The sequence below is a fragment of the Hwanghaeella sp. LZ110 genome, assembly GCF_048892525.1.
Taxonomy (GTDB): Bacteria; Pseudomonadota; Alphaproteobacteria; order UBA8366; family Aestuariispiraceae; genus Pacificispira.
On sequence record NZ_JBLZHT010000001.1, the window covers coordinates 61,343 to 85,385 of the forward strand.

The following is a 24,043-nucleotide window of genomic DNA, read 5'->3' on the forward strand; positions in this document are numbered from 1 at the left end:
TTCAAAAGAGTGAATGGAAGTTAGCGAAACCACAAGACTCTTCTGAACCACCCCTTAAATACGGAGGCGAGAAGCGACAATCCATTCAGACTGGTTTGTGCCGTTGCATCGGGCTCTTTCCCCTGGGCGCGGGCCTCAATTGCGCTTGCCACCTGCACGAGAATTCGGTCAGCAATTTCGGCGACTAAAGTGGGACGACTGAATTGAGAGAGTGTGCCGGTAAGTTTGTAGGTCATGTCCAGGCTCAAGACCGTGTCCCCTGTTTCGGACCGTGTGACGTGGAAATCCAGCATGCCATCCAATTGAGATCGGCTCAGGCTGTCGCGGCCCCGGCCGATGACATGTCCCGATTTTTCTGCATCCTTCAGGTCCATTTTTGCAGTGCCGACAAAGGCTGCTTTTATCGGCCCCATTGAGACAGCGCATTGCCCCTGCAATTTGCCGTCCTGCGTCGCGCTGTCTAGGCGCGCGCCGGGAATGCAGGAGACTATTTTTTTGGGGTCCGACAGGATGTTCCAAATATCGGCGGCCGGCGTATCGAAGGTTAGCGTCCGCGACAGGGTTGGTGACCCTTCAAGCGAGTGTCGATCTGGTATGGTCGTCGACGCATCGCCCTTGGCGGTCTGTGGTGAGGGCGTATCCTGGCTATCTAGCAAACTGGTCGCAGCCGACGATTCAGGTTGTTGTGCCCTGGCATGCGGTTGAACCGACGCTTCTGGCGGGGCGTTTTCCAGTACGTCTGTGATCGCGGCGATGATCCCTGCATAGCCGGTGCAGCGGCATAAATTCCCGGACAGTTCTTTACGGATACGTGCCGCATCTGCATTGGGCAGTCGCCGGACGATATCATATCCCGTGACCAGCATTCCGGGGGTGCAAAAGCCGCATTGCAAACCATGATGTTTTTTGAACGCGGTGCGCAAGGCACGCATCAGGGGATCCTCGTCGAACCCTTCGACACTGCGAATTTCTGCGCCTGTGCAGGCGGCGGCCAGGGTGATGCAGGACCGTGTCGGTTTGCCATCTACGAACACGGTGCAGGCGCCACAGACCCCTTGTTCACATCCCAAATGGGTTCCTGTCAGCAGCATTTCCTCGCGCAGAAAATCAGCGAGATGGGTACGTGGTTCCGCAGTTTGGGAGACGGGCGTTCCATTCACCATCAGTTGGATCGTTGCGTCAGTCATGCGTCGTTCTCCTTGCGCTCTTCAAGCTGCGCGAGGGCCCGTGACAGGGCGACCGCATGCAAGTTCAGTGTTTCAACGGGGTGATCCGGGATCGCGTCTTGCAGGGCCTCTATTGGGGATACTTGTCCCTCCAGGAGGGCCTGAGGCTGGGACAAAATGGCAGGCTCACGGCCAAGGGCGCCGATTGCTACCCTCACTCTCCCATTCTCTGGATCGCTCAGAATGGCGGCGCTGGCCTTGGCAAACTCGCCAACCTGCCTGGTGTATTTCCAATAGGCCCATCGCGCGTTCTGGCCGGGCCGCGGCACGTCAATGGCGGTCAGGACATCATCGGGGCCTAGGCCCGTGCTATAGGGTCCCGTGATGAAGTCTTCGATGGGCAGGGAACGCAAGTCTGCGCCTTGATCCGGGCCGCGTATCAGGACTGTCGCACACAGCGCGGTCATCACAATTACCCAATCCGCCGCTGGGTCGGCATGGGCCAGGCTGCCTCCAATCGTGCCGCGGTTGCGCACCGCGCGATAGGCGATATTGGCGGCCGCATCGCGCATCCAATGGCCGGTCGGATCTGTCACCAATCCATCCTCAATCTCGGCATGGGTGGTGGCTGCCCCAAATCGCACGCGATCGCCAAAATCTTCGACCTGACGCAGGTCTGAAAGCTGGGCAATATCGATCAGCCCTGTCGGTCGCGCGAGTCGCAGGTTTAGCATCGGGCCTAGTGATTGGTTGCCGGACACGAGTTTGTTTTGCCCCCCGGCCAATGCTTTCTGGGCATCGTCCAGAGAGTGTGCGACGGCATAATTGAACGGGGCTGGTTTCATGCTGCGTCCCCTGATTTTGTCTGGCCGCTTTGGGCGTGTCCAATTGCTGCCAGAACCCGTTCTGGGGTGATCGGCACTTCCGACACCTCCGCACCAAGAAAAGACAGGGCATCATTGACCGCATTGGCAATGGCGGCGGGCGGCCCAATGGCGCCACTTTCCCCAATCCCTTTCTGGCCAAATCGGCTCAGGGGGGACGGGGTTTCCATATGTTCTATCCGGATTGCAGGAAGGTCGGAGGCAAGCGGCAAATGATAATCCGCCAGGGTCGAGGCTAAGGGCTGCCCCGATGCATCAAAGCACATCTCTTCAAACAAGGCGGTGCCAATGCCTTGGGCCGCGCCCCCGTAAACCTGGCCATCAACCACCATGGGATTGATCATGGTTCCGGCATCTTCAACGATGACATAGTCCAGCAGGCGCACATGGCCCAGATCCAGATCAACCTCCACTTTCACTGCGTGGCAGGCATAGGAAAATGTTCCGGTATCCTTGACTGTCTTATACCCCTCAACCACTTCCAGTCCTCTGGGGTCAACGTCATCGGGCAACAGTTGCGGTTTCAAGTACCAGGTTTTTGCGACCTCCTCGATGCTGATCGCGCTGGTACCGACGCGTGCCATGCCGTTCTCTAGAACAATTTCAGCAGGGTCGGCTTGCAGCAGATGGCCCGCGATTTTGCTGATACGCTCTCCCAGAGATACGCATGCGGTGCCAACAGCCCCGCCTGCCATGACAATACAGCGTGATCCCCAGGTTCCTGTGGAATAGGGCGTGTAGGCCGTATCCCCGTGGACCAATTTGATCTTCTTCGGGTCGATCCCGATTTCACTATTGGCAATCTGCGCTAGGGTTGTTTCCAAACCCTGGCCATGGCTGTGTACACCAACGCGCAATTCCAGGCCGCCATCAGGCGTCAGGCGCGCGATGGCCTGCTCAAATCCTGGCACCATCGGAATGCCCCAACCATGATAAACAGACGTCCCGTGGGCTCCTTGTTCGCAAAAAATTGACAGGCCCACTCCGATCCGTGTCCGCCCGGTCTGGGACTGCTGTTCGGCGCGGATGCCCGTCATGTCGATCGCGGAAACGGCGCGCTTTAAGGCTTCGGTATAGTCCCCACTGTCGAAGAACTTATTGGTGATGTTGGTGAAGGGCATTTGTTCTGGCCGCACCAAATTTCGATGGCGAATGGCCTCAGGCGTAATCTTCAATTCGCGCGCAATATTGTCCAGCAGGACCTCCATCGCGAAACAAACACCCGTTCGTGCGACGCCACGAAAAGGCAGGATTGGTGGCTTGTTGGTGGCGACCGACCACGTCTTGCAGCGGTATCCCTGCATCAGATATGGGCCGGGTAAAATACTGGCGACTTGGGCGGCCTCAAGACAGGCGGAGAAGGGATAGCTAGAATAGGCCCCTGAATCAACAATCGCGCTGCAGTCTACCGCCAGCAATTCCCCATCTGCTTTTGCATAGCCTGTGATCTCATAGCTATGCTCCCGGCAATTGGCACCGGCGATCAGATGTTCACGGCGATCTTCAATCCAGCGAATTGGTTTGTCCAACTTCATGGCCAAAAAACAGGCACATACCTCTTCCGGCAGTAGGATTCCTTTATACCCGAACCCTCCGCCCACATCGGGTGCGATCACCCGGATTTGGCCGTGATCCAGTTTCAGGCATTCCGACAGTCCAGTGCGAACGATATGCGGCATTTGCGTTGCCGAATGAAGGGTCAGGATTTCTAGGTTTCGGTCCCAGGCGGCAATCAGGCCACGCCCTTCGATAGGGGCCATGCATTGCCGGGCTGTTTTGAATTGGCGGCGGACAATCACATCCGCCTGTTCGACCGCAGCCTCAAAATTTATATCAACAGCGCTTTCTAGAAAGACGTTCTCGTCCCAGTCTTCATGCACCAGGGCGGTATCCTTGTCGCGTGCCTTGGTCATGTCATGAACAGCGGACAGCTCCTCGAAGGTGACATCAATCTGCTCCGTCAGATCTTCGGCCAGGGCGCGCGACGGGGCAAGACAGGCTGCGATCAGTTCCCCAACATGGCGCACTTTATCATGGGCCAGAATGGGTTGTGTTGAGGGTCGAAACCCCGGCAGGCCAGACACCGCCCGAATACCCGAAACGCCTTCCAGATCACGGGCAAAGAACACGGTATTTTTGGTTGTGTCAGGTTTTGTTTGTGACAGAATTCGTGCGTGCGCCATCGGGCTTCGCAAAAAGGCGAGATCCAGCATGCCTGGCAGGCGCATGTCGGCGATATAACGGCCTTTGCCATTCAGATAGCGATCATCTTCTTTCCGCTCAAGGCGGGCGCCGATGCCCAATCCCTGCTCTTTGGCATCCAGACTTTTCTCCATCTCACCCCATTCCTTGTATCTTTAGGACCCTCGAGTTTGAGGGGCTTTGATCGTGCTATCAATGCTCTGCAAAGCGTTTCGATGCCAATCTTTGATACAGTCAAATATTGCACTGCACATCGCAACGGTAAAGGGTTTCAGAGAATATGTGTAGATATAATTTTCGCTATTACTACTTTTATCTTTTCCCCGGCAACACGGCGCGATATGTTTCATCCAAAGCGTGTCGGAAAAGGATAAAGGATACCCGCGATGAGCGATGTGAAGCCCTATGATATCGTATTGGAAAATGGGACTTTGATTGATCCCGCTTCCGGCTTGAATGGGCGGTATGATATCGGTATCCGCGACGGCGTGATTGCAGCGGTCAGCGACACTCTTGCCGCCGCCCCGACAGCGGAGCGGATTGATGTATCCGAACATCACGTCATTCCAGGCATGATCGACACCCATGCGCATGTATATGAACATGTGACAGGAAAGTTTGGTCTCTCGCCGGATCTCGTGGGTGTCTATTCGGGTGTGACCACCCTGATTGATCAGGGTGGCCCCAGTTGCATGACAATTGGTGGCTTTCGGAACTTCATCGCTCAGCCTTCAATCAGCAGGGTCCTGGCCTTCATCTCGACCTATCTTGTTGGCGGTCTGGAGGGGCATCTTTATCCCGAACTCTATGGCCCCAATGGCGTGAATGCAGACCATACGATCAAGGTGACGCGCGACAATCTGGACTTGGTTAAAGGCGTGAAGGCGCATGCCGAGATTGGGGGACAGTCCCGGTGGGGAATGGATGTCATCAAGATCGGGCAAGAAATTGCAACAGCGACCAATCTGCCGCTTTATATCCACCTTGGTCAGCTTTGGCCGACCAGTGATACAGCGCCAATGCCGTCACCCGATGAGTTGATTCACGAACTGGTACCGCTGATGAAGGAAGGGGATGTGTTGGCGCATCCGTTTACGCGTCATCCCGGAGGGTTCGTTTCTGAGACCGGGGAAATTCATCCAATCCTATTGGAAGCAGTACATCAGAAGAACATCAAAGTAGATGTTGGACATGGATCACATTTCAGTTTTGAAACGGCGCGACGTGTTCTGGATGCCGGTATCGTCCCCTTCACCTTAGGGGCGGATATGCATGGCTATAATGTTGCTATTCCAGATTCCACGGACCGGTCTGATCGCGCGGAAAATCCTTTCTTTGGGGTCGCACCGTTTAATCTGACAATTGCCATGTCAGAATTGCTGCATCTGGGTGTTCCGCTGGAACAGGTGATCGCGATGGTCAGCAGCAATCCCGCGACACTCATTCGGATGCAAGATCAACTTGGCAGCATTGCTGTGGGTCGAGAGGCGGATATCAGTGTTCTTAAGATCGAGACGGGTCGTTTTAAGCTGTCAGACAATAGCGGTGAAAGTGTCGTTGCAGAAAAACTGGTCCGACCCGCTTTCTGCCTTCGCGCCGGCACACGGTTCGACTCGAACTCAGTCTTCGTGCCCGATGCTATTGTAGCTTAAGCCTATGCCTAGAAATTGGGCGATCCAAACCAATGCCTTACAGCCTTTGTTTCCTAAACAGAGACGGCGGGTGGTTTTAGGGAAGCAAGTGACTTAAAAGCCAACAAGTAAAGTTGATTGCAAGCCCCCGCAACCAAACTTTAAGGCCCTAACTCAATACGTTAGGGGCTTTTGCTTTAGGAAGCATATAGGAAGCAAGCGATCAGGCTGGGATTGTAGGAAATGCCCTGTTTGATAATGAGCAAGAGTTGGGAAATGTAGCTCAGTTATAGGGGTAGGAAAATCGTCGTCCTCCACCATTGGCATGCCCCGTACTGGTGGTCCACCACGATTGTTGGAATTCGGAGGCACCTCGGAAACCCCTTTGAGACGGGCAATGCCGTACTTCAGGGAGAGTTGAACCGCTATATTGAATATCTGATCTTCCCTATCCATTCTGACAGCTTCCGAACGCTAAAGCCCTGCCCATAGCCCTCCCCAACGGCCTTTGATGTATGCCCGAGGAGCGCATTCTGAACCTGGATTGGGACGCCTGCATCTCGACAGGCATCCTTGAAAAGATGCCGGAATGAGTGGAAGACCTTACGTTCATCTGCGATTCCAACAGCACGCAGGTGCTTCCCAAACCGCTTCGACAGTTTCGCGGAGTAGATTCCGTATTTGTCCGGCCCAACATCGTTGAATAGAAGGCGGCCTGCATCACCGCGTTTCCTAACGTGTTCGACCAATCCTTTCTCAATCAGTGCTGAATGGATCGGCAAACGCCGGACGGAAACCTTGTTCTTCAAAAGACCTCGGATGTGGAAGAAGGGGATTTCCTCCAGACCTTCGACGTCGTCCACCTTGAGCTTCGCGAGTTCCTCAATGCGTGCACCTGAATAAAGGGCGATCCAGGGCACCCAATAGTCTGCGGATGCCGATCGCTTGGGATACCTCGGGTCAAAGATCAGCTTGAGGTCATCATTCGAGAATGGAAGCCGCTCATCCTCGGTGGATTTGCTCACCGTCGCCTGGATGCCGCGTGCCGGGTTGTCCGTGACGTATCGGTTCTTGATCAGCCAGCTATAGCATGCGGCAATAGCGTGGAGGTTCTTGTTGACAGTCTTTGGTGACAGTCGCTGGAGATCGAAGGCTTCAGCATACTCACAGATTTTATGGAACGAGGCATTCTTCATCTTGCCCGGCAGGGCGCGTGGGAAACTCGCCAAAGCATCCCGAAATGCGATGACATCCTCTGGCCGTATGGCCGTGATAGGTGGGTCCTTCTCAAGGAACGCTATGAAACGGTTGCAGGCCGTCCACCAGTCTAGCTCCGTCCGCGGGCGAACTTTTGCATCCGCCAGGTATTTCTTAAAGCCCTCGTTGAGTGTCGGCGCCGCCGACGCCGACAGCAACTGGGTTTGGTGGGGGCCGATCGGAGCAGACGAACCAGGCGTGTTGAAATCCGCAGAGCCACCATAGTCGGCCTCGCAGTGCACATTAAGGAGACCGAAGCACGCCCTGCGAAATCGCGATGCCGCATTGGCGTCCGTTTCGAACGTCCGGCTAAGGCCTGTATCCTCCACATAGCTCTCGACTAGCTGCTCTGCCCGCCTTCTGGATAGGCCATCGATCAATATGCCTGGTTCGTGATTGATGTAGCGCACATTCACATCACCGGATGTCAGAAGTGTCTCGAACCATTTGTCGGCCCATCGGTCGATCTGGTCCTGATAGATGACTTCCTTACCAACAGCCCGATGCAATCGGCGTTGGAATACCGAGTAGTCCCAGTCGCCGAGCTCGGCCGTCAGGAAGTCATCCAGAACCTGCTTCAACTGAGCGCCTCGCGACGCGTCTCGCGCCTCTTCAAGAAGCTCGGCAACGAGTGCGCCGACCTGATGATTCCGAATCTCTGCTATTCGTCGATCTTTGGTTCCAAGCGACTTCTTGATCTCGCCGCGACCAAGGGCAGCCTTCAACGGTTTCGGCACCGCTCGTCGGTGCAGGTAGACGTGGGTCTTTGGATGTCTCGTAAGGCCGCTCATTTGAGCGACTTTGTACCACCTCTTTGTACCAACGGCAATTATTGTAGGTGGCTGACTATCATCACTTTTTAGGTTTCAAGAGCTTAGAGGATGTATGGCGGAGAGAGGGGGAGAAGAACGCTCGTTTCGAATAGTTAGCAGTATCAGTGGGTTGCGAACTCTAGGTTTCCGCACCTGTTTGAAACCTGTACCAGATTCCTGTGCGAGTCCAGAAAAAAGGTGAATGGCTAGAAGACTCAAAATCTGTTTTCTTCGGAAGTGGGAGTTCGAGTCTCCCTGGGGGCACCACTCTTTCTCTCGACGTGCAGAAACTCTCTAACATCCGAAAAACATTTGATTTTTCAGTGTTCAAATAGGCTGTTTCGCGGGTGTAGTTTAGAGGGCCGTCGAAGGCTAATCTGATCACGATATTGCGGGCGTCCGGGCCGCACTTTTCCCAACAATCGTAAGGGTTTGCGAGAAAACGCAGGGAGAGTTCAAACATCTCTGCGAACGGGCGCGTTGGCGCGGGCTTTTTCCGTGCCTTTTCGAGGGCTTGAAGTTTGTCTCGTTCCAAGGTTTCGATCCGATCTTCGAAGGCTTTCAGGGCGCGGGGATTCGTGACCTCGATCATGCGATCCACCACCTTGTCGATTTCGGCTTCGAGCTCCCGCGCTTTCGTGGCGTAGAGTTTTGTGGTCTCCGCCAATCGGGCGGTTTGGTCGTCCCATGCCTTGGCAAACAGCGTCATGACGAGGCCGAGCGAGAACTTGGAAGGCCGCAACGCCTTTAGCACCTCCTCGAACCGCCCGTGAAGCTTCGCCACGGGGATGGTTTTTCCGCGCTGATCGCAGCCTTGATGGTGGCAGAAGTAATAGGCGTAGTGCTTGCACTTGCCCTTGCTCCACCCGCCCGTCAGGGTATAGCCGCAGCAGGAGCAGGTGATCGCGCCGCGCAGCGGGAAATCCGCGTTCATATCCTTGCGCGCAGCCATCACGGGACGGCCTTTCAGGCGGTCTTGGATGCGCCAGAAGGTCTCTTTGCTGACGATGCCCTCATGCTTGGCGTCCCGCATGGAAATGCCCCATGCGGGCGCGGCGACATAGCCGCCATACATGATTTGCTCCAACATGCGCTTCACCCGCATCTGGCGGATACGCCCGTCCGGGAAGTCCTTCGGGAACTCCGGCTGCGCTTCGAGAAAGCGTTTCACTTCGGACTGGCTTTGAAAGCGCCCCGAGGCGAAGCCTTCGAGGGCTTCGCGGACGATGGAGGCGAGCGGCTCGTCATGGACGAGCACCTTGCCGCCCCCCTTCGCCGGAACGTATTTGAGGCCGATGGGCGGCACGGATTTGACGGCATAGCCTTGTTCGACGCGCGCCATGGCCTTTTGCTTGTTCTGACGCCCCATTTGCAGGCGTTCGAGCTCTCCGGCAGCCACCGAGATAATCTCGTTGAACTGACCTTCGGGGCTGTCCTCGAAATTGAAGTTGAGGCATTCGCGCACCGCGCCGCGCGCGCTCATCTCGCGGCGGAGCTTAAGATGGAATTCCGTATCGCGGGAATAGCGCTTCAGATCGTCGAAGATGACGACATAGCGCTCGTCCGGGCGGGCATCGAGATAGGCGAGTAGCGCGACCATACCCTTGCGGTTTATGAAATCCCCACCACCGGAGACGTCATCGGGGAATACCGCTTCGATATCGTAACCCTTGGCCTCGGCATATTGGCGGCAACGGTATTCTTGGCTGTCGAGCCCCGACCCGTCTTTCGTTTGTTTCTTGCCCGAGACCCGGCAGTAGATCAGCGCCTTGGTTGGGCGGGCACTGGTAAGGCTATTCATCCATGACTCCCTTCTCACCCGCGCCGGGCTCAGCCCCGCTCAGGCGGACGAATTTTCCAATCAGATCACTGTATGAACAGTCTAGCAGATCATCGTCCGAAAAGGCGGACTCTGTGCGGGTTTCGGGTTGTTTTCCACAGGCATTTCGCGCCTGTTGTACCGGATGGACATCGAAGCCGAGCGCGACGAACTCGCAGACGATGGTCCAGATGAGGGTGATGTATTCGGCCTTCTTGTCGTCCGGCCAATCGGTTTCACCGAGGAAGTGATAGAACTCCGCCGGATCGAACTCCATGGCCCCGCCGCCCGTGGCGGGCGGGCCTTGCTTGGCGGTCTTGGTGTTGAACTCGGTCTTGTTTTTGTGCGCGGTCATGGCGGCGGCTCCTTATGGTTCAGTGTTGCTTATTCCGCCTTGCCTCCTTTCCGTGCGACTGTTTGGAACAAAACAGGAATAATATCCTATTTCGAGGCGGAATTCCATAGGCGCATACATCCGTGTGCGGGATTAGCGGTTCCGATCGTCACGCCCTCGCGGGCGCTCCTTGCTCTCCGCGTCCCGCTGCTGCTTGAAGGCTTCGCGGCGTTCTTCGCGGTCGAGGATGCGGGACTTGTTGTAGGCCTGCCGGGAAAGCTCCGAGACCTTCAGAAGATCGGTTCCCGAGAAGCTGTGGGCATCGCGGGTGTTGCCGTCCTTGTCTTCGTAGGTGCGGGCGAACGTCGTGGAGCGGAAAGGCCCGCCCTCGGCTTCATTGCGCCAGATCGAGGCTTTGACCCTGCCATCGCGCAAGGTGGCTTCGGGGCGCGGGCCGGAGGTATTGTCATTATCGTGTTCAGACATCGTAACTTCCTTTTAGCGGTTGAAGGTTTTATTGAGCGTGCGGATATGCCCGCCCGTTTCAGGGTCGGTGCGTTCCCTGATGAAGGCGGCTTTCCGGGCATCGCGTGCGTCCTGCGCCTCCTTGTCCCACTTCGCGGAGAACGCGGTGCCATCCGGGCCGAAGGCCAGGTCGGGGGACGGGCGCGGCTTGGGTACGGGCTGATCCTGCTGCACCATCTGCGAACCGCGCCCCGGCGCGGACGAACTGCTTTCGCGGGCGGTTTCGAAGCTTTGACGCGGCGAGTGCGCCACGATGGGCGTCGGCGATTGGGTTTTGGCGAAACTGGTCATCCGATACGGCTCCAATATCCGTTGGCGTATTGCGGGTAATGCGCGAAGGCGCGCGGCACGGGCTCGACGATGACAGGCCGCCAGACGGGGCCGCGCCGCGTCATGATCTGAACGCGATCTTCGGGTGGGAAGAACGGCGACGGGTGATAGCGCCCCGCCATTTGCGGCTGTTCGTAATAGGGTTTGCGATCCGCCCAAAGGGGATGAGAAAGGCCATCGGCGAAGACCACCATTTTGTCGCCCGGCATACCCAAAAGCTCGGAGGGCGTTCGGAGCGGTCTGCCGACGGTTTTGGGGATGCGCGCGAGGCGGGTTTGATGCGCGAGCTCCGTGGCGGCGCGGAACGGGTCACGCCCCTGCATGACCGCTTGCGCCATCTGGGCGCGGGCGTGCCGCGCGGCCTCCATGGCATGCTTGTCTTCGAAGTTCAGCGTCTCAGTGCCGATCATGGCGGAGAGGTGATTGGCCGTCCCGCTATCGCGCACGCCGAACCATGTTTGATAGGCGGCGGAGGCCGGGATGATCGTATCCCCATCGGGCGCAAGTGCGCGCATCTGCTGCGCCGACTGGAACACACCCCAAATGCGGATGCCGGTGCCGGCATCGCGGGTATAGGCCTTCACGGCGAGGGGGAATTTGCCGAGTTGCCCGAGTTCATCCATCACCCATGTCTGGCGCGGGGCGGAAGGCGCGCGGGATTTATAGACCTGCGCGGCGACGACCATGGATTTGATGACCGCGCTCCATGCCTCGACGAAGTTGGCATCAGGCATCAGATAGACGTTATAGGCCTGATCGCTGATCACCAGATCGGAAAAGGAGAAGTCATAAGGAGGGGAAACGGAGTCCAGAAGCACCGGATCGGAGAGGCAGGAAAAGGCCGAGGTGATCTCCCCCAGAATGCCCTTGAAGCCGCCGGAGGAGTCCTTGCGCGAAGCGGCGATCTCTTCTTCGACCCGCGCGGCGATATCGAAGCCGGATTCGGACATCTCGAAGGCGAAATCGAGCCAGTCATCGCCGCCGCGCACCATCAGGTTGATGGCGTGGTAAAGCGCCGGATAGGTGAGCACCCCATCGCGTTTGACGCTGGTCAGGCACACGCCTTCCAAGAGTTCTCTCGCCCGCCCTTCGAAGTAGCGGCCGTGCGGCGCGCCGCTGTCGGGGATGGCGTTTTCCAGAAACGTCTTCGTGTCCGAGACCAGAACCGGATTGTCCGCGCAGATGTAATCGAGCGGGTTGATCCGGTGCGCGGGCAGGCCGTGTTGCTTTAGCGGGTTCCAACAGATGCAGAACTTGCGATCCGCTGTCTGATTCCGCGATATCGCGGCCAGTTCCCCGCCTTTGATATCGAGGATGATCATGGTCGGGGCATGGATACCCTGACAGATGTTGTAGAGCAGCAAATCCCGACCTTTGCCGGAACGCGCCCCGGCAATGGTGAGCAACCCGCCCATACCGGAATACCAGAGCGGCTGATTGCCCATGAACCCCACCAGAAGAGAGTGAGGCTCACGGGTAAACAGCCCCGCCTTTGCTGCCTCCTCCGGCCCGCTGAAACGCGACGAGCCGAAGGGCAGCAAGGAGTTGTCGACGAAGGCCGCCATGGATCAGAACGCCATGGAACCCATGACCGCGCGCTGCGCCATGTAGGCGACAAACGCGGCAAGCACGTACCAGAAGAATAGGCGCGCGGCGGTAAATAGTACGCCACCGATCAGCCCGAAACTCAACCAATACATCAGGTCCGCAAGCTCACGTGAGCCGTAAGCATTTAAGACGAGTCGCTCCACAAATGGCCCGATCCATTCGAAGACATAGGGCGTGACAAAAAACGCCACGCACCCCGCGAGCAGGATGCCCAATGCGTTTTGTCCCGGCGGGCCGCTTTCGCCCCCGCCGCCTTGCGGGCCGGAGAAATTCGGGAAGGGATTGGTCATGCTGCGCCTCCTTGATTGGGGTGATAGCTGATGAGCGGCGTGCCGCCCTTGTTCGCGGCCTCAATGGCACGGCCATAAAGTTCGCCGCGTTGCTCCGGCGAAATGTGCGGATCGCTGACAATCGCCTTGAGGTTCTGTTCGTGACGCTTGGTGCGCTCTTCGGTGTGTTTTTCACCGAGGCGGCGGACGCTGTAGACGACCCACGCGACGACCCCGCCGATCCCCGCGACCACCGCCGCGAAACGTCCCAACATCGACATTTGGCGGTTGAAATCGCGCTTGGTCTCCGCCGCGAGCACGTTTTGACGGCGCGCCGTCTCCGCGTTCAGATCGGCGATGTGCTGATTCAAAATCCGCTGCTGACGCGCCTGTTCCGCCGCGATGCGGGCTTCGTGTTCGCGGATTCTTTGGCGCTCTTCTTCGGAGTTGCACCCGCTCAGCATGACCCCCGCAATGAGCACGGAAGTCAGCATTATCATGCGACGCTTCATAACCCTGTCTCCTTTCATAGGCCGTTACGTCCACCGATTTGCCGAGACGGATTCCCGTGCAAAATCGATAGGCGTTGACCTGAAAGGAGATTTGAAAGGGTGTTTTTCTGATGTAGCGCTGTTTCAATAAGCTGTAAAATCGACTAGGGAAGATGAGCGTGAAGAACTTTGTTTTAAGGTTCTGAAATAATGAAAAAAAATGCCCTGCATAAATCTAAAAAGCGGGCCGCGAAGAAGCCGCCGCGCAACCGATTTCATCGGCATTCCAAGCTTTCCGAGTACAAGTTTTTGCAGGTGCTAGAGGCCTTCTCGGAAGACAAGCCTGCGGCTTTAGCGGCCTCCGAAACCCGGATTTCCGTAAAAACCGTCCGAACTATATACAGTGGTTTTCGAGATCGTCTCATTGCCGCTACGATAAGCGACCCGTATGAGTTTGGCGGTGCCGGGCGATTTCTTCTAGACGGTGGAAAGTTGGGTGATCGGGGGCGGAGGTTCCTAGCTGAGCTCGCCAGAAGCGAAACCTATGCCGCGCATGTCCGGCGTCATGATTTTCGACTGAAGAAGGGCGAGCGGTTCACGGATGAGCTATTCGAATGCGCGGTGCGGGCATTTTGTACGCTTGCCATGCACGGGCAACCGGAAGATCACTATCCGCCTAAAACCGTCGAGGCGATTTTGATCTTTCGGGAGATCGCGGACTGGATAGCCGCAAATCGCGATCAGGCAGGCTTTCTCGAACAACAGGCATCCTTTTTGAGCCGGTTTGATGCCATCGTTGAGCAAATGCCCCGCTTGCTAGAAAAGGAGGATCTGCTCGCGCTGAGAACGCATAGTAAGCTGCATCGCTTTCCCGAGAACATCCTACTGACCGGGCTGCGTCACTACTTACTGAAAGACCCGCTTTAACCTGAAAATTGACAATCTTTGTCAAAATATGTCATTCTAAAATATATGGAGGATGACATGGCGACCATGAACGTATCTTTACCGGATCCGATGAAACATTGGGTTGAGGCACAAGCCCGCACAGGGCGTTACAGCAACGCAAGCGACTATGTGCGCGATCTGATCCGCCGCGATCAAGAGCGCGCGGCGCGCAGCGCCCAGATGCAGGCCTTGATCACCGAGGGACTGGAAAGCGGCGTTGCGGAGGATTTCAGTATGGAGGCGGTTCAGTCGGACTTAGATAGCCGCTGATGCCTTCCTATCGCGTCACGAAAAAGGCGCAGAGCGATATCCGCGAAATCGGCCTGTATACACAGCAGCAATGGGGTAAGGAACAACGCCGCGCCTATCTGCAAGGCATGGAGGCACGGTTCGAGCGGTTGGCCGACTCTCCCCTACTTGCCGCAGAACGGGGCGAATTCGACCCGCCCGTGCGCATTCACCCCTACGAAAAGCATCTGATCGTCTACACGGCGCAGGAAGATGGAATCCTGATCGTGCGGGTGCTGCATGAAAGCATGGACGTGCCTGCGCAGTTATCGAGTGGATAAAGAGAAAACGCAGCAGTGACCCCTGCTGCCTTATGATTTTCCGTCACGCATTCGGCAAATCCCGCCACTGCGCCAGAACCCAATCGTAGTAGTCCTTCCGCGCACTTTGCGCGTACCCATTTATCCAAGCCGAGATTAGGCCTGCCCGAAGCCCAGTCGGAACATCCTGCGCGGTCTTTAGCAACTCCGACTGCCCGACGCCGCTTCGCGCCCGTTCAGCAATCAGCGCGTCGCGCCTTGCGGTGGTAATTGTGACACGCACAATTGCGCGGGCCTCTCGCTTGGCTGCCCTTCGTGCCTGCATCCAACCGGACACCCTTGGGGTTCGGTTTTCAAGCGCGAAGGTCCATACCCTTTTGGCGAACTCGACCACCTCCGGCTCCACAGTCTTGACCTTCCCCGTCAGATATCGATGCAGCACCGTAGGCGTGGCATGCCTCGGGATATCGAACCTGTGCATCTTTGCTAGACGCAACATCGCCGCCGGACCAAGCCCGGTCTTATCACGAAGCGCCTGCATCTGGCCCATGATGTTCTGTGTAAGCGGCACGCGGCCTATTCTTGGCCCGAAGCGTTGGGCCGATTCCGGCGGTAAGGACGTCCAGAGAGACAGAATAAACTCATAGTGATCCCGCCGCGCCGATTTTGTCGTCTCGCTGAACCAAGAGAATACCACCGCTACGCTCAAACCATCGGGAACGCCGTCCTCTGGAATGCTAAGCAGAACCGTCGGATTAACCCCTGTGCGCTCGCGTTCCCTCCATAGGGCATCAATTCGCTCCGGGGTGAGGTCGATAATGTCTTTCCTCTCCGCGATGACGGTGTTCAAACGCGATACAAGCCAATCATACCGATCCTTCCGGACGAGGGTTTCGTATCCGCCAAGCAGGCGCCGGAGGCCTGCGGCCGTCAATCGCTCAGGCACGGGGCAATCCTGCCCGCGCAGCAAAGTGGATAAGGGAGTGCCGCTCCGTTTGATCAAATCGCGCAGGCTCCCTCGAAGGCTCTCATCAAGCTTGACCATCTCCAGGCGCGGCAGGCTTTTCCACGCGGCGATCAATCTTTCAAGCTGCCGACGATCAGCGTGGGTACAATAACCCGTCATCCAACTTCGTACGATCTGCGCGCCGGGAAGCGCGCCTTTGGGCTTTCCCTCGGCAATCAACGCTTCGGGGCTAACTCCGGTCTCGCGTTGGAGGTCATGAAGTTTCTGGCGGATCGCAGGGGTAATTTCGCAAAAATCTGAAGTCATACTAGGTCTGACGTAATAGTACATCAGGTCGCGATAAATTAGAAGTATATAAACTTTTAAGAAAATTTATCTCTATTTGTATTTTTCATAATTTATATCAGAATTAATGTGCCACTATTACAATATGTACAGTAAAGGTCAAACAAAAAATCTTTTGATGTACAGGGGCAAAATGGGGATTTCTGACGAAGCGATAAGAGCACGCGAAGCGGTGCCGGAGCAGTACCGGCCAACCGATAACGCCGTCCTTGCGCAGGGCTTTGCAGAGTCTTCCTTACAAGCAGACGATATCGCCATCATCGACGCCGATGGTAACGAAGTGATGTTGGACGGCGTAGCCAGTGAGGTTCAGCGCCGGAACGCTGCGCTGACGGCTGACGGGCACAAACTCAACGAAGACCGTATGGCGGAATTGGCGGGCACACGAAGCGGGCGCATCGAGATTACAGGCGCGATCAGCCGTGAAAAGGATGCCGCCGCCGCGCGCGCTGAAAACCGGAACCGCACAGAGCGTGCAACTTTCATGGCTATGGCGCTTGCTGCTGCCTACGCGCAGCCGATTGCACTAGACTTCGGGAACGGTCCGACTGACACCACCCTCGGCGAGGTGCGCGACAAGGCGTCCGAGATGTACAACGAGGCCGCCGAAGAATACCGCCGTCTTAAGGTCGAGGGCGCCAGTCAGGACGACATCGACGAAGCCAAGCGCCGTATGGATTACTACCAAGACATCATGGATACCACCGACGATGTTGCTGCTAGTGATAAACCGCTCTCTGACCTTCAGGATGTGCTCGATTCAAACAAGACTTTGGCGACGGGCTTTGAAAAACAGCTCCAGGCCAATGCGCAGACACAAGAAGCCCTTTCTGATGCAGAAGTTGCGGAAGCCGCAGCAGAGTTACGTGGTGAATTGGAAGAGCTTGCCGCCATTGATCAAGACGCAGCCAACATGGAATCACTCTTTGGTGATGATTTTGAGGTTGCCCACGAGCACGAGGTAGATGCTGCGAAATCAGGTGATCTAGAACCTTCATCACCAGATGACTTTAATCTCGCAAGCCTAACGCCGCCTAAACTGCCTGGCTTTGGTATGTAGAGCTATTACTCCAACGACGCCGTAGTCACACCAGACGGATCGACGCCGCAGGCCTTCCTCGCGACCCAATCGACTCCATTCTGAACACGCGCCGCCGCAATGTCCTGTAAGCCACCATTGTTGGCGGCACTGTGTATGATCTTGATCAGTCCCTTGAAACCGCGTGTGAATTCGCGTTCCCCGTCTTTGGTTGGAAACTTGAGGAACTCTTTATCCAAGCAGTGGAGGGCATCATTACCCTTGGCCTTACCAATCGCGTAAACACGACGTGAGGCTTCATCAAAAGTAAATAGAACGCGTTCGTTCGGATTCATGCCACTTGCGACATCGCCTACTGTCAAACTGCGACAAGGGGAGTGATAATCGAAGACACGCTTCTCATAGTCCACGTTCTCCATGTAATTGACACATTTCTCGATGGCGGTGCGGTCGATCCCTGCTGCCACGGGTTGCACATCGCCCGCCTGTGCGGCGCTACCAAGGGAGGCTAGCGATACGCCCGCCATCGCGACGGCTGCGGCTATCGGGTTTCTGACACCTTCAAATGTCTTTCTTGCAATGCTCATTGTCCTTTCGGTTGAATAACCGACTCTCAAATAAATTAAACATGCGTAATTTATACGCTTATTATAATAAAAATGCAAGAAACGTGTGGATTCTTGCGTACTCTTATCTTGTTCGTGACTGTGTATTTTGGCAGACATAATCCATCGTTATTGTCATTGAGGAGATTTAATCATGATTTTACAGAATACAATCTTGAAAAATTGCGGAAATCCGCCAATCTGTGATTTACGGGCGATCCGAACATCCCCGAAAAACCGCACTCAACGCCGCCTGACAAAAAGGATGGGTTTTGTCCCGTCCCTCTCTGCCGTGAAAGGTGGTGCGATATGAGCGTTTGGCCGCAAATCGACTGTTCCGGGCGCAGGCTCGGCTATGCCCGTGTTTCCACCAAAGACCAGAAACTCCGCATGCAGCGCGAGGCGCTGAAAGCCATTGATTGTGATATGGTGTTTGAGGATTTCGGGGTGTCAGGCTCCAAGAGCTCCCGCCCCGGCCTTGATAAGCTGATGAAGGCGCTGCGCCCCGGTGACAGCGTCATCGTCTTCAAGCTCGATCGCTTGGGGCGGAGCGTCCTTCACCTCTCCGACCTACTGGTGCGGTTTCAGGACATGGGCGTGCATTTTGTCTCACTGTCCGAAGGCATCAACACGACCACGCCGGGCGGCAAGCTCGTATTCCATATCTTCAGCGCCGTGGCCGAATTCACCCGCGAGATTATCGTGGAGAACACCCATGCCGGGCTCGACGCCGCACGGGCGAAGGGAAAGCGGCTAGGCAGGCCGAGAAAGCTCTCAATCGAACAAGCCATGATCGCGCATCAGATGATCGCCCTTGGTAAACTCACCGCGAACGACATAGCGGCGCGGTACGACGTTCATCCGCGCACGGTGGACAGGGCGCTTGATCGGGCAGATGTGCGGGAGGCGGCGTGATGGATGAGAAACGACCCAAAAGGACAACACTAGAAAGAACACGCTACGCGCAAGAGGTGCGTGGGTAATACCCACGCCTCTTGTCTGCGGTCGCTTCGCGATCCTCGGCAAGGGGGTCGCTGCGCACCCCCGTTGCATCCCCCGCGCCGATTAAGATGATTGGACAAACTGAATGACGAGATGATTTTAGCGTTGAAGCGCTTTCAGGACACTCAATCGCGCAGATTTAGGCGTCCTAATCCGAGTCCTACAAGAGCGGCTATCTCGCTCGGACGGTAGGTTGCTGCCAATAGCGCATTTTCTTCATTGGTTAATCCATTCCCATCAAGTCGCCATCCGGTGCGTTCGATAGCTTCTCTCAAATTAGAAATTCCTTTTTGAAGTCGTTCGTCGGGCTCTGTGTTTCGCGCCGGAAACCATGAAACCAATTCAGGATTGATAGCTTCGAGCAGATCAAGCGTAACTCCACCGAAACCGCCGGCCAAATATAAGGGGTTCCCTGATTCTACGGAGAAAAGTGCCTCTTCTATAAGGCCTGGTATAGCACCCTGGAAGCCTTCACGTTTTCCACCAAGTACAATGCGAGCCCTAGTGTTTTCTGCCAGAAACCGCCTAAGGGCAGAGAGTGCCTGAGTCTTTTCATCGGCTGAAAATTCTGTTGGTCTATCTTCGGTGCGTCGCGTCAATTGAACCGGGCTATCATCGGCGCTCAGAAAGATAAGTTCTCCAGAAAGACCTAGGTTTTCGCGTTGAACCTCCAACTCTTCGTCCGACAAGAGTTGATGCTCTGCCCAATTAAGGCAAACCTTTAGTGGTCGATCTCGGCGCCCATATTTTTGAAGTTCCTCTAACAAGAAAACAGTGTATCCGTGCGGCCTAAGATGCCCGCCGTAAAAGATATCACCTCCCGAAACCAATACCGTTCTAGCAATCTCAGCTATGGCAAGCCGAAAATGATTCTCGACTAACCCAAGCTGCGATAGGTCGGCACTTTCGGAAACCGAGATCCCGACAGATACCCCCTTAAGTGCATTTTGAGGTAGTAATTCTCTATCTTCATCAACATCCATTCTCTATCCTCCTCTTGCCGCAAGCAATCGGGGGGTCATTATGTCAATTTCACATGATAGCGCGCTGAGTTTTGCCTGCTTTTGTAGAATTTTTAGCTCTTCTGGCCCGAGAGGTGGATCAGGATGGAGAATCCTTAATGAATCCCCCTTAGCCCTCTTTAAATCTTCAATATTGAGATCAATCCATTCAATTAAGGTTAACAACTCCGGAGCATGCGGTGCCCACCATGCCACACGAAAGCCACCCTCTTCCTCCGCCAATCGTCGTTGGTGGACCCAAATTGCACGCTTTAAACATTCGTCTGTGAGCAAATTAAGCGCAGCGACGACATCAAGAACAACCCATTCGTCCTCTAGTTTTCTAACCGGAATTCTAGGAACATGATCCATTAAGAACGAACCACGCTCCTCGCCCCATCCAATGGCATCTATGGTGATAACAGGCATACCAGAGTTCTTTGCAATAACGACTTCTCTTTGACACCACTCCCTGCTCGCATAGAGGTCACTTCGAATTGCAAGCAGAGAAGATTTTCCTGCGTGCGTCCGGAGCACTTTATCCCAGTCCTCGCCGGGCTGAAGATCACTCGCATCAAAAAACTCCGCCAAATGCGTATTTGCGAGCACATCTCGTGTAAGGTCAATTAAGGCCTCTACAGAAGCCCCTTCTTTGTCCGAGCCGTGCTTTGTATGGCTAATAAAAACGGTAAGACGCTCCTTCTGATTTCCCAAGAATTGGGCTAGTGACTGGGTAAGGTCGCGTTTTAATGCACTCTCCCTGCTTTCTCCGAACCTGTTAACGTTGCCGGCTGCCAACGCTTGAAACCTTGAAACAAGCTTCCCCAAGCAAGTGCCATTTGTTGCCTGTCGGCTAACGCTGTAAGGGAATATCGCAAACCGATCCGGATCTGCGCTTTGAAAGTCAACAATACTCTGAACGTAGTCGTGCCACTCTGACTTCTCGTCCTCGACAGCTTCCGCAAGGCCAAGCCCCAAGACAGGAATAACAGCAATAAATTCGGCAGGTCGTATTCCATTAGGCGCAGGATTCTGTCTGCCGTAAATTGGTCGCGGCGGTGAGTCATCGTCAGTCCATCCTACGCTTCTAGTAGAAATTTGAACTCCGCCACCGATGACCCCGGAGAAACATGGCCCCCTGAAATGCTCAATGAGCATATTCGCAACGTTTTCTCCCTCTCCATCGCCTGGATGCCAGAGGACATACAACTCTATGACTGGTGGCAACATTTTACCGCTCCTGGTGCATAAGACTCGATAATATCTCAAATTTAGTGTAAACTTAAGGCTAATCTAACTTTGCATCTTCTCGAAAAAGCGAGGGCAGAAATGCCGAACGAAATCAAGAATGTATTTATCAGCCATCGGCATGAAGACGATGCCGGACTCGATAATGTAAAAAGCCTTTTGAATAAAAATGGAATAGATATTCGTGACGGATCAATAAACTCTGACAAGCCGAACAATGCTAAGAATCCTGACTACATTTGGAATAGTATCCTGAAACCACGCATAGATTGGGCAGGTGCTATGATCGTTTATATAACGCCCGGCACGAAAGAGAGTGAGTGGGTTAACCGTGAAATAGAATATGCGAATAAATGCGACAAAACAGTAGTTGGTGTATGGGAGCAGGGTAGCAACGGCTGTGAGGTGCCAGAGGCCTTAACAAAGTTTGGAAATGCAATTGTGGGTTGGAACAGTGGTAAGATCATTGACGCACTCAATGGTGACTTCAACGAATTCCAAAACCCCGATGGTTCGCGCTGTGAGCAAGTCCCGATACGACGGCATCCGTGTTAGTGACTGATATGCCCAAAAGCCTGTTTTCATACGTTGTACGCTACGATAGCGGCTTCGCGCCCAATCCCTTTTTCGGCTTTTGTACCTTGGCGACTTGCAAGCCAGACATTCGTAAAGCTGCGCAAAAGGGCGACTGGATTGTTGGAACAGGTAGTGCGAGTAAAGCGATCAATCGAGGAGGTCATTTGGTTTTCGCAATGCGCGTTTCCGAAACACCGTCGACTGCGGAGTATTGGAGCGACTCGCGGTTCAAGAGAAAAAGAGCCTCCTTATACGGTGGTTTGATGGTGGCCTCAGGCGACAACATATACGAGCCAATTGAAATGGGGTGGAAGCAGTTAAACTCATACCATAGCAACCCAAACGGTACGCCAAACCATGATCATATAAGGCGAGATACTAGTGTTCAGCGCGTACTAGTAAGTGATCGTTTCATATATTGCGGCGCCCAGGGCGATAGGCTTCCCGATCGATTTCAGCCAGATGGTGAATTTCCGGTTGTAATGACAGGGATCGGTTACAGGCGAAAAAAAAATCTAAAAATCATCGCGGCGTTTGAGGAGTGGTTTGAAACTCTTCCTGAGACAGGGCTGCGTGGAGAACCTTGGGATTGGCTACACAGGAACAACAGACGAAAGTATTTCTAATGATCTTAAACGATATTTCGATTTCTGAGTATGAAAAGGCCATTGTTGATACCGATGAGCTCCCACCCGAAAAAATCCGACCGGTTGTAATGGGTCTTTACGGTGAAGTCGGGAGCATCATGGCAACCTCTAAAAAACTTCATCGCGAAGGCGGAGACGTCTTTACTGCGTTTACGCGGGAGGCCCGCGAAGAACTTGGAGACACACTCTGGTACCTTGCTGCGTTATGTAGAAGACTTGGTATAAGTTTGGAATCTATTGTAGCAGAAGTGATTTCCAGTCATAAACTTGATAAGAAAATAATTGCGGGCAGTACAGCAGATTCACCAATTGCTGAAGTTCGCCAATTTCCAAGTTTGGCTAGTATAGATGAAGTTTTAGTTTCATTGGGCCAAGCGGCTTCCAACCTACTAACGATTGAACTAGACGATCCGGATGCAAAAGACCGGATTGTCTCGTTTGTCGCCTCATATCTGATGGCGGTTCAGGCAAACAAGATTTCTCTAGCTCAAATCATTAAGGAGAATGTTGAAAAAGCGAGGGGCAGTTTTTTGAAGCCCACGTTAGAACGCTTGCCAACTTTCGATGAAGATTTTCCATCTGAGGAAAAGTTGCCAGAAAATTTTGAGATTGAGATTACACAACGGGCGAGCGGAAAATCATACCTCAGAATGAATGGCGTCTACATTGGGGACCCGCTTACCGATAATCACAGAGATAAAGACGGATATCGGTTCCATGACGTCTTTCACTTAGCGCATGCGGCAGTCTTGCATTGGTCTCCTGTGTTTCGTGCCTTGATAAGACACAAGCGAAAGAGCAAAGCGGAGATTGACGAGGCGGAGGACAGTGGACGCCCAATTGTAATCGAAGAAGGGCTGACCGCATATGTGTTTTCATATGCAAAAGACCTTAATTATTTTGAAGGCCAAGGTAAGATTTCACTCGGGCTTTTAAAAACTGTTCGAAATTTTGTGCGTGGTTACGAAGTCGATGTTTGTCCCTACAAATTATGGGAAGATGCGATACTACAAGGTTACGACGTTTTCAGACAAGTTCGTGCAAAAGAAGGTGGCACGATAGTCGGGGATCGAAAACGTCGACGATTAGAGTTTAAGGGTTAGTTTTCATGAATAAGAAACACGAAGTAGATATCATAATTTCTGATCTCCAAAATACTAGTTTTCCGAATACCTTTAATCCGTACAAAGATCGATGTGAAGTGTTTGACAAAAATGATGCCCCTAAGATTAGAGCGGAGCTACTACGAGAAATCTTATATGCCGCTTCGTCTGGGGGCGTGGATTCAATATGGATCGGGCGAGATTTAGGACACAGAGGTGGTCGAAGAACCGGCCTTGCGTTAACGGACGATGTTAGTTTTTGGGAACACACACAACGTTGGTCTGTGGTTGCCGAACGGCCATCTGCAGGCCATCCGATGAAAGAGCGTACCGCTTCGGTTATTTGGGACGTTCTTAGAAAGATCGACGATCCAATATTTTTATGGAATGTGTTTCCTTACCATCCTTATCCGTCAGGCAGTGTGTTTGAGAACAGAGCTCACAATGCTGTCGAAAGGAAGTTTGGTGTAAGAATTTTACAGAAGATTATCGACCTGCTTGCCCCTAATGCTATCGTCGCTCTCGGCAATGATGCTGCAAAGGTGGCCGGAAAATTAGGAGTGAAACAGGAAATTCATAGTATTAGACACCCTAGTTTTGGAGGTCATTCTGTTTTTATCAGGCAAACTTCCGAACTTTATTCTATCGATGTACAAAACAAAGCTGAGAGGCTTTTGTGATCGGGT

At 54.2% G+C, this 24,043-nt stretch carries 25 protein-coding genes; 10 read left to right on the plus strand and 15 right to left on the minus strand.

Annotated features, from left to right (window positions below; genetic code table 11):
* Positions 1-20: 20 nt before the first annotated feature.
* Genes ACOSDM_RS00300 through ACOSDM_RS00310 form a run of 3 tightly spaced genes read right to left on the minus strand, consistent with a single transcriptional unit; the run spans position 21 to position 4,386 of the window.
* Entirely contained in the window at positions 21-1,187 is a 1,167-nt protein-coding gene (locus ACOSDM_RS00300; protein ID WP_420722463.1) for a 2Fe-2S iron-sulfur cluster-binding protein, read from the minus strand.
* Positions 1,184-2,011, minus strand: a complete 828-nt coding sequence (locus tag ACOSDM_RS00305) for an FAD binding domain-containing protein (protein WP_420722464.1) — start codon at positions 2,009-2,011, stop codon at positions 1,184-1,186. The genes ACOSDM_RS00300 and ACOSDM_RS00305 overlap by 4 nt, the downstream gene beginning before the upstream one ends.
* Positions 2,008-4,386, minus strand: a complete 2,379-nt coding sequence (locus ACOSDM_RS00310) for a xanthine dehydrogenase family protein molybdopterin-binding subunit (RefSeq protein WP_420722465.1) — start codon at positions 4,384-4,386, stop codon at positions 2,008-2,010. Before ACOSDM_RS00310 ends, ACOSDM_RS00305 begins: the two co-directional genes overlap by 4 nt.
* A 252-nt stretch (positions 4,387-4,638) precedes the next feature.
* Here ACOSDM_RS00310 and ACOSDM_RS00315 point away from each other — a divergent pair, with 252 nt between their 5' ends.
* A complete protein-coding gene (locus ACOSDM_RS00315) occupies positions 4,639-5,904 on the plus strand; it encodes an amidohydrolase/deacetylase family metallohydrolase (protein WP_420722466.1) in 1,266 nt (421 codons plus the stop codon).
* 404 nt (positions 5,905-6,308) lie between these two features.
* On the opposite strand, the gene ACOSDM_RS00320 is transcribed toward ACOSDM_RS00315, so the two are convergent.
* The 8 genes from ACOSDM_RS00320 to ACOSDM_RS00355 form a co-directional block, all read right to left on the minus strand.
* Positions 6,309-7,931, minus strand: a complete 1,623-nt coding sequence (locus ACOSDM_RS00320) for a DUF6538 domain-containing protein (RefSeq protein ID WP_420722467.1) — start codon at positions 7,929-7,931, stop codon at positions 6,309-6,311.
* Between the two features lie 160 nt (positions 7,932-8,091).
* On the minus strand, positions 8,092-9,753 hold the full coding sequence (locus ACOSDM_RS00325; RefSeq protein ID WP_420722468.1) for a recombinase family protein: 1,662 nt from the start codon (positions 9,751-9,753) through the stop codon (positions 8,092-8,094).
* Positions 9,746-10,126 (minus strand): hypothetical protein, encoded by a 381-nt coding sequence (locus tag ACOSDM_RS00330; protein WP_420722469.1) that lies wholly within the window; start codon positions 10,124-10,126, stop codon positions 9,746-9,748. Before ACOSDM_RS00330 ends, ACOSDM_RS00325 begins: the two co-directional genes overlap by 8 nt.
* 132 nt (positions 10,127-10,258) lie before the next feature.
* Positions 10,259-10,591 (minus strand): hypothetical protein, encoded by a 333-nt coding sequence (locus tag ACOSDM_RS00335; RefSeq protein WP_420722470.1) that lies wholly within the window; start codon positions 10,589-10,591, stop codon positions 10,259-10,261.
* Between the two features lie 12 nt (positions 10,592-10,603).
* Positions 10,604-10,921: a hypothetical protein gene (locus ACOSDM_RS00340; protein WP_420722471.1), complete on the minus strand. Its 318-nt coding sequence runs from the start codon at positions 10,919-10,921 to the stop codon at positions 10,604-10,606.
* A complete protein-coding gene (locus tag ACOSDM_RS00345) occupies positions 10,918-12,525 on the minus strand; it encodes a type IV secretory system conjugative DNA transfer family protein (protein ID WP_420722472.1) in 1,608 nt (535 codons plus the stop codon). Before ACOSDM_RS00345 ends, ACOSDM_RS00340 begins: the two co-directional genes overlap by 4 nt.
* Before the next feature lie 3 nt (positions 12,526-12,528).
* Positions 12,529-12,858: a hypothetical protein gene (locus tag ACOSDM_RS00350; RefSeq protein WP_420722473.1), complete on the minus strand. Its 330-nt coding sequence runs from the start codon at positions 12,856-12,858 to the stop codon at positions 12,529-12,531.
* Positions 12,855-13,349 (minus strand): hypothetical protein, encoded by a 495-nt coding sequence (locus ACOSDM_RS00355; RefSeq protein ID WP_420722474.1) that lies wholly within the window; start codon positions 13,347-13,349, stop codon positions 12,855-12,857. The genes ACOSDM_RS00350 and ACOSDM_RS00355 overlap by 4 nt, the downstream gene beginning before the upstream one ends.
* Positions 13,350-13,538: 189 nt before the next feature.
* Between ACOSDM_RS00355 and ACOSDM_RS00360 the strand changes: the two genes are divergently transcribed.
* Genes ACOSDM_RS00360 through ACOSDM_RS00370 form a run of 3 tightly spaced genes read left to right on the plus strand, consistent with a single transcriptional unit; the run spans position 13,539 to position 14,845 of the window.
* A complete protein-coding gene (locus ACOSDM_RS00360; protein WP_420722475.1) occupies positions 13,539-14,255 on the plus strand; it encodes a hypothetical protein in 717 nt (238 codons plus the stop codon).
* 57 nt (positions 14,256-14,312) lie between these two features.
* Positions 14,313-14,546 (plus strand): type II toxin-antitoxin system ParD family antitoxin, encoded by a 234-nt coding sequence (locus ACOSDM_RS00365; RefSeq protein WP_420722476.1) that lies wholly within the window; start codon positions 14,313-14,315, stop codon positions 14,544-14,546.
* Complete coding sequence (locus tag ACOSDM_RS00370) at positions 14,546-14,845, plus strand: type II toxin-antitoxin system RelE/ParE family toxin (protein ID WP_420722477.1); 300 nt, start codon at positions 14,546-14,548, stop codon at positions 14,843-14,845. The genes ACOSDM_RS00365 and ACOSDM_RS00370 overlap by 1 nt, the downstream gene beginning before the upstream one ends.
* Positions 14,846-14,888: 43 nt before the next feature.
* Here the strand turns inward: ACOSDM_RS00370 and ACOSDM_RS00375 are convergent, their stop codons facing one another.
* Positions 14,889-16,097, minus strand: a complete 1,209-nt coding sequence (locus ACOSDM_RS00375) for a hypothetical protein (protein ID WP_420722478.1) — start codon at positions 16,095-16,097, stop codon at positions 14,889-14,891.
* A gap of 172 nt (positions 16,098-16,269) precedes the next feature.
* Between ACOSDM_RS00375 and ACOSDM_RS00380 the strand changes: the two genes are divergently transcribed.
* Positions 16,270-17,196, plus strand: coding sequence for a hypothetical protein (locus ACOSDM_RS00380; RefSeq protein WP_420722479.1), 927 nt, complete (start codon positions 16,270-16,272; stop codon positions 17,194-17,196).
* A 5-nt stretch (positions 17,197-17,201) separates the two neighbouring features.
* Here ACOSDM_RS00380 and ACOSDM_RS00385 read toward each other — a convergent pair whose 3' ends face one another.
* Positions 17,202-17,762 (minus strand): hypothetical protein, encoded by a 561-nt coding sequence (locus tag ACOSDM_RS00385; RefSeq protein ID WP_420722480.1) that lies wholly within the window; start codon positions 17,760-17,762, stop codon positions 17,202-17,204.
* 327 nt (positions 17,763-18,089) lie between these two features.
* Here ACOSDM_RS00385 and ACOSDM_RS00390 point away from each other — a divergent pair, with 327 nt between their 5' ends.
* Positions 18,090-18,695: a recombinase family protein gene (locus ACOSDM_RS00390; RefSeq protein ID WP_420722481.1), complete on the plus strand. Its 606-nt coding sequence runs from the start codon at positions 18,090-18,092 to the stop codon at positions 18,693-18,695.
* Between the two features lie 212 nt (positions 18,696-18,907).
* On the opposite strand, the gene ACOSDM_RS00395 is transcribed toward ACOSDM_RS00390, so the two are convergent.
* Positions 18,908-19,765, minus strand: a complete 858-nt coding sequence (locus tag ACOSDM_RS00395; protein ID WP_420722482.1) for a hypothetical protein — start codon at positions 19,763-19,765, stop codon at positions 18,908-18,910.
* Between the two features lie 3 nt (positions 19,766-19,768).
* On the minus strand, positions 19,769-21,013 hold the full coding sequence (locus tag ACOSDM_RS00400) for a hypothetical protein (protein ID WP_420722483.1): 1,245 nt from the start codon (positions 21,011-21,013) through the stop codon (positions 19,769-19,771).
* A gap of 99 nt (positions 21,014-21,112) precedes the next feature.
* Between ACOSDM_RS00400 and ACOSDM_RS00405 the strand changes: the two genes are divergently transcribed.
* The 4 genes from ACOSDM_RS00405 to ACOSDM_RS00420 are packed head-to-tail and all read left to right on the plus strand — an operon-like array spanning position 21,113 to position 24,037.
* Positions 21,113-21,586, plus strand: a complete 474-nt coding sequence (locus tag ACOSDM_RS00405; RefSeq protein WP_420722484.1) for a TIR domain-containing protein — start codon at positions 21,113-21,115, stop codon at positions 21,584-21,586.
* Positions 21,587-21,594: 8 nt separating this feature from the next.
* Positions 21,595-22,233: a hypothetical protein gene (locus tag ACOSDM_RS00410; RefSeq protein ID WP_420723120.1), complete on the plus strand. Its 639-nt coding sequence runs from the start codon at positions 21,595-21,597 to the stop codon at positions 22,231-22,233.
* Positions 22,197-23,357 (plus strand): nucleoside triphosphate pyrophosphohydrolase family protein, encoded by a 1,161-nt coding sequence (locus ACOSDM_RS00415; RefSeq protein WP_420722485.1) that lies wholly within the window; start codon positions 22,197-22,199, stop codon positions 23,355-23,357. The genes ACOSDM_RS00410 and ACOSDM_RS00415 overlap by 37 nt, the downstream gene beginning before the upstream one ends.
* Positions 23,358-23,362: 5 nt before the next feature.
* Positions 23,363-24,037, plus strand: a complete 675-nt coding sequence (locus tag ACOSDM_RS00420; protein WP_420722486.1) for a uracil-DNA glycosylase — start codon at positions 23,363-23,365, stop codon at positions 24,035-24,037.
* Positions 24,038-24,043: the final 6 nt, after the last annotated feature.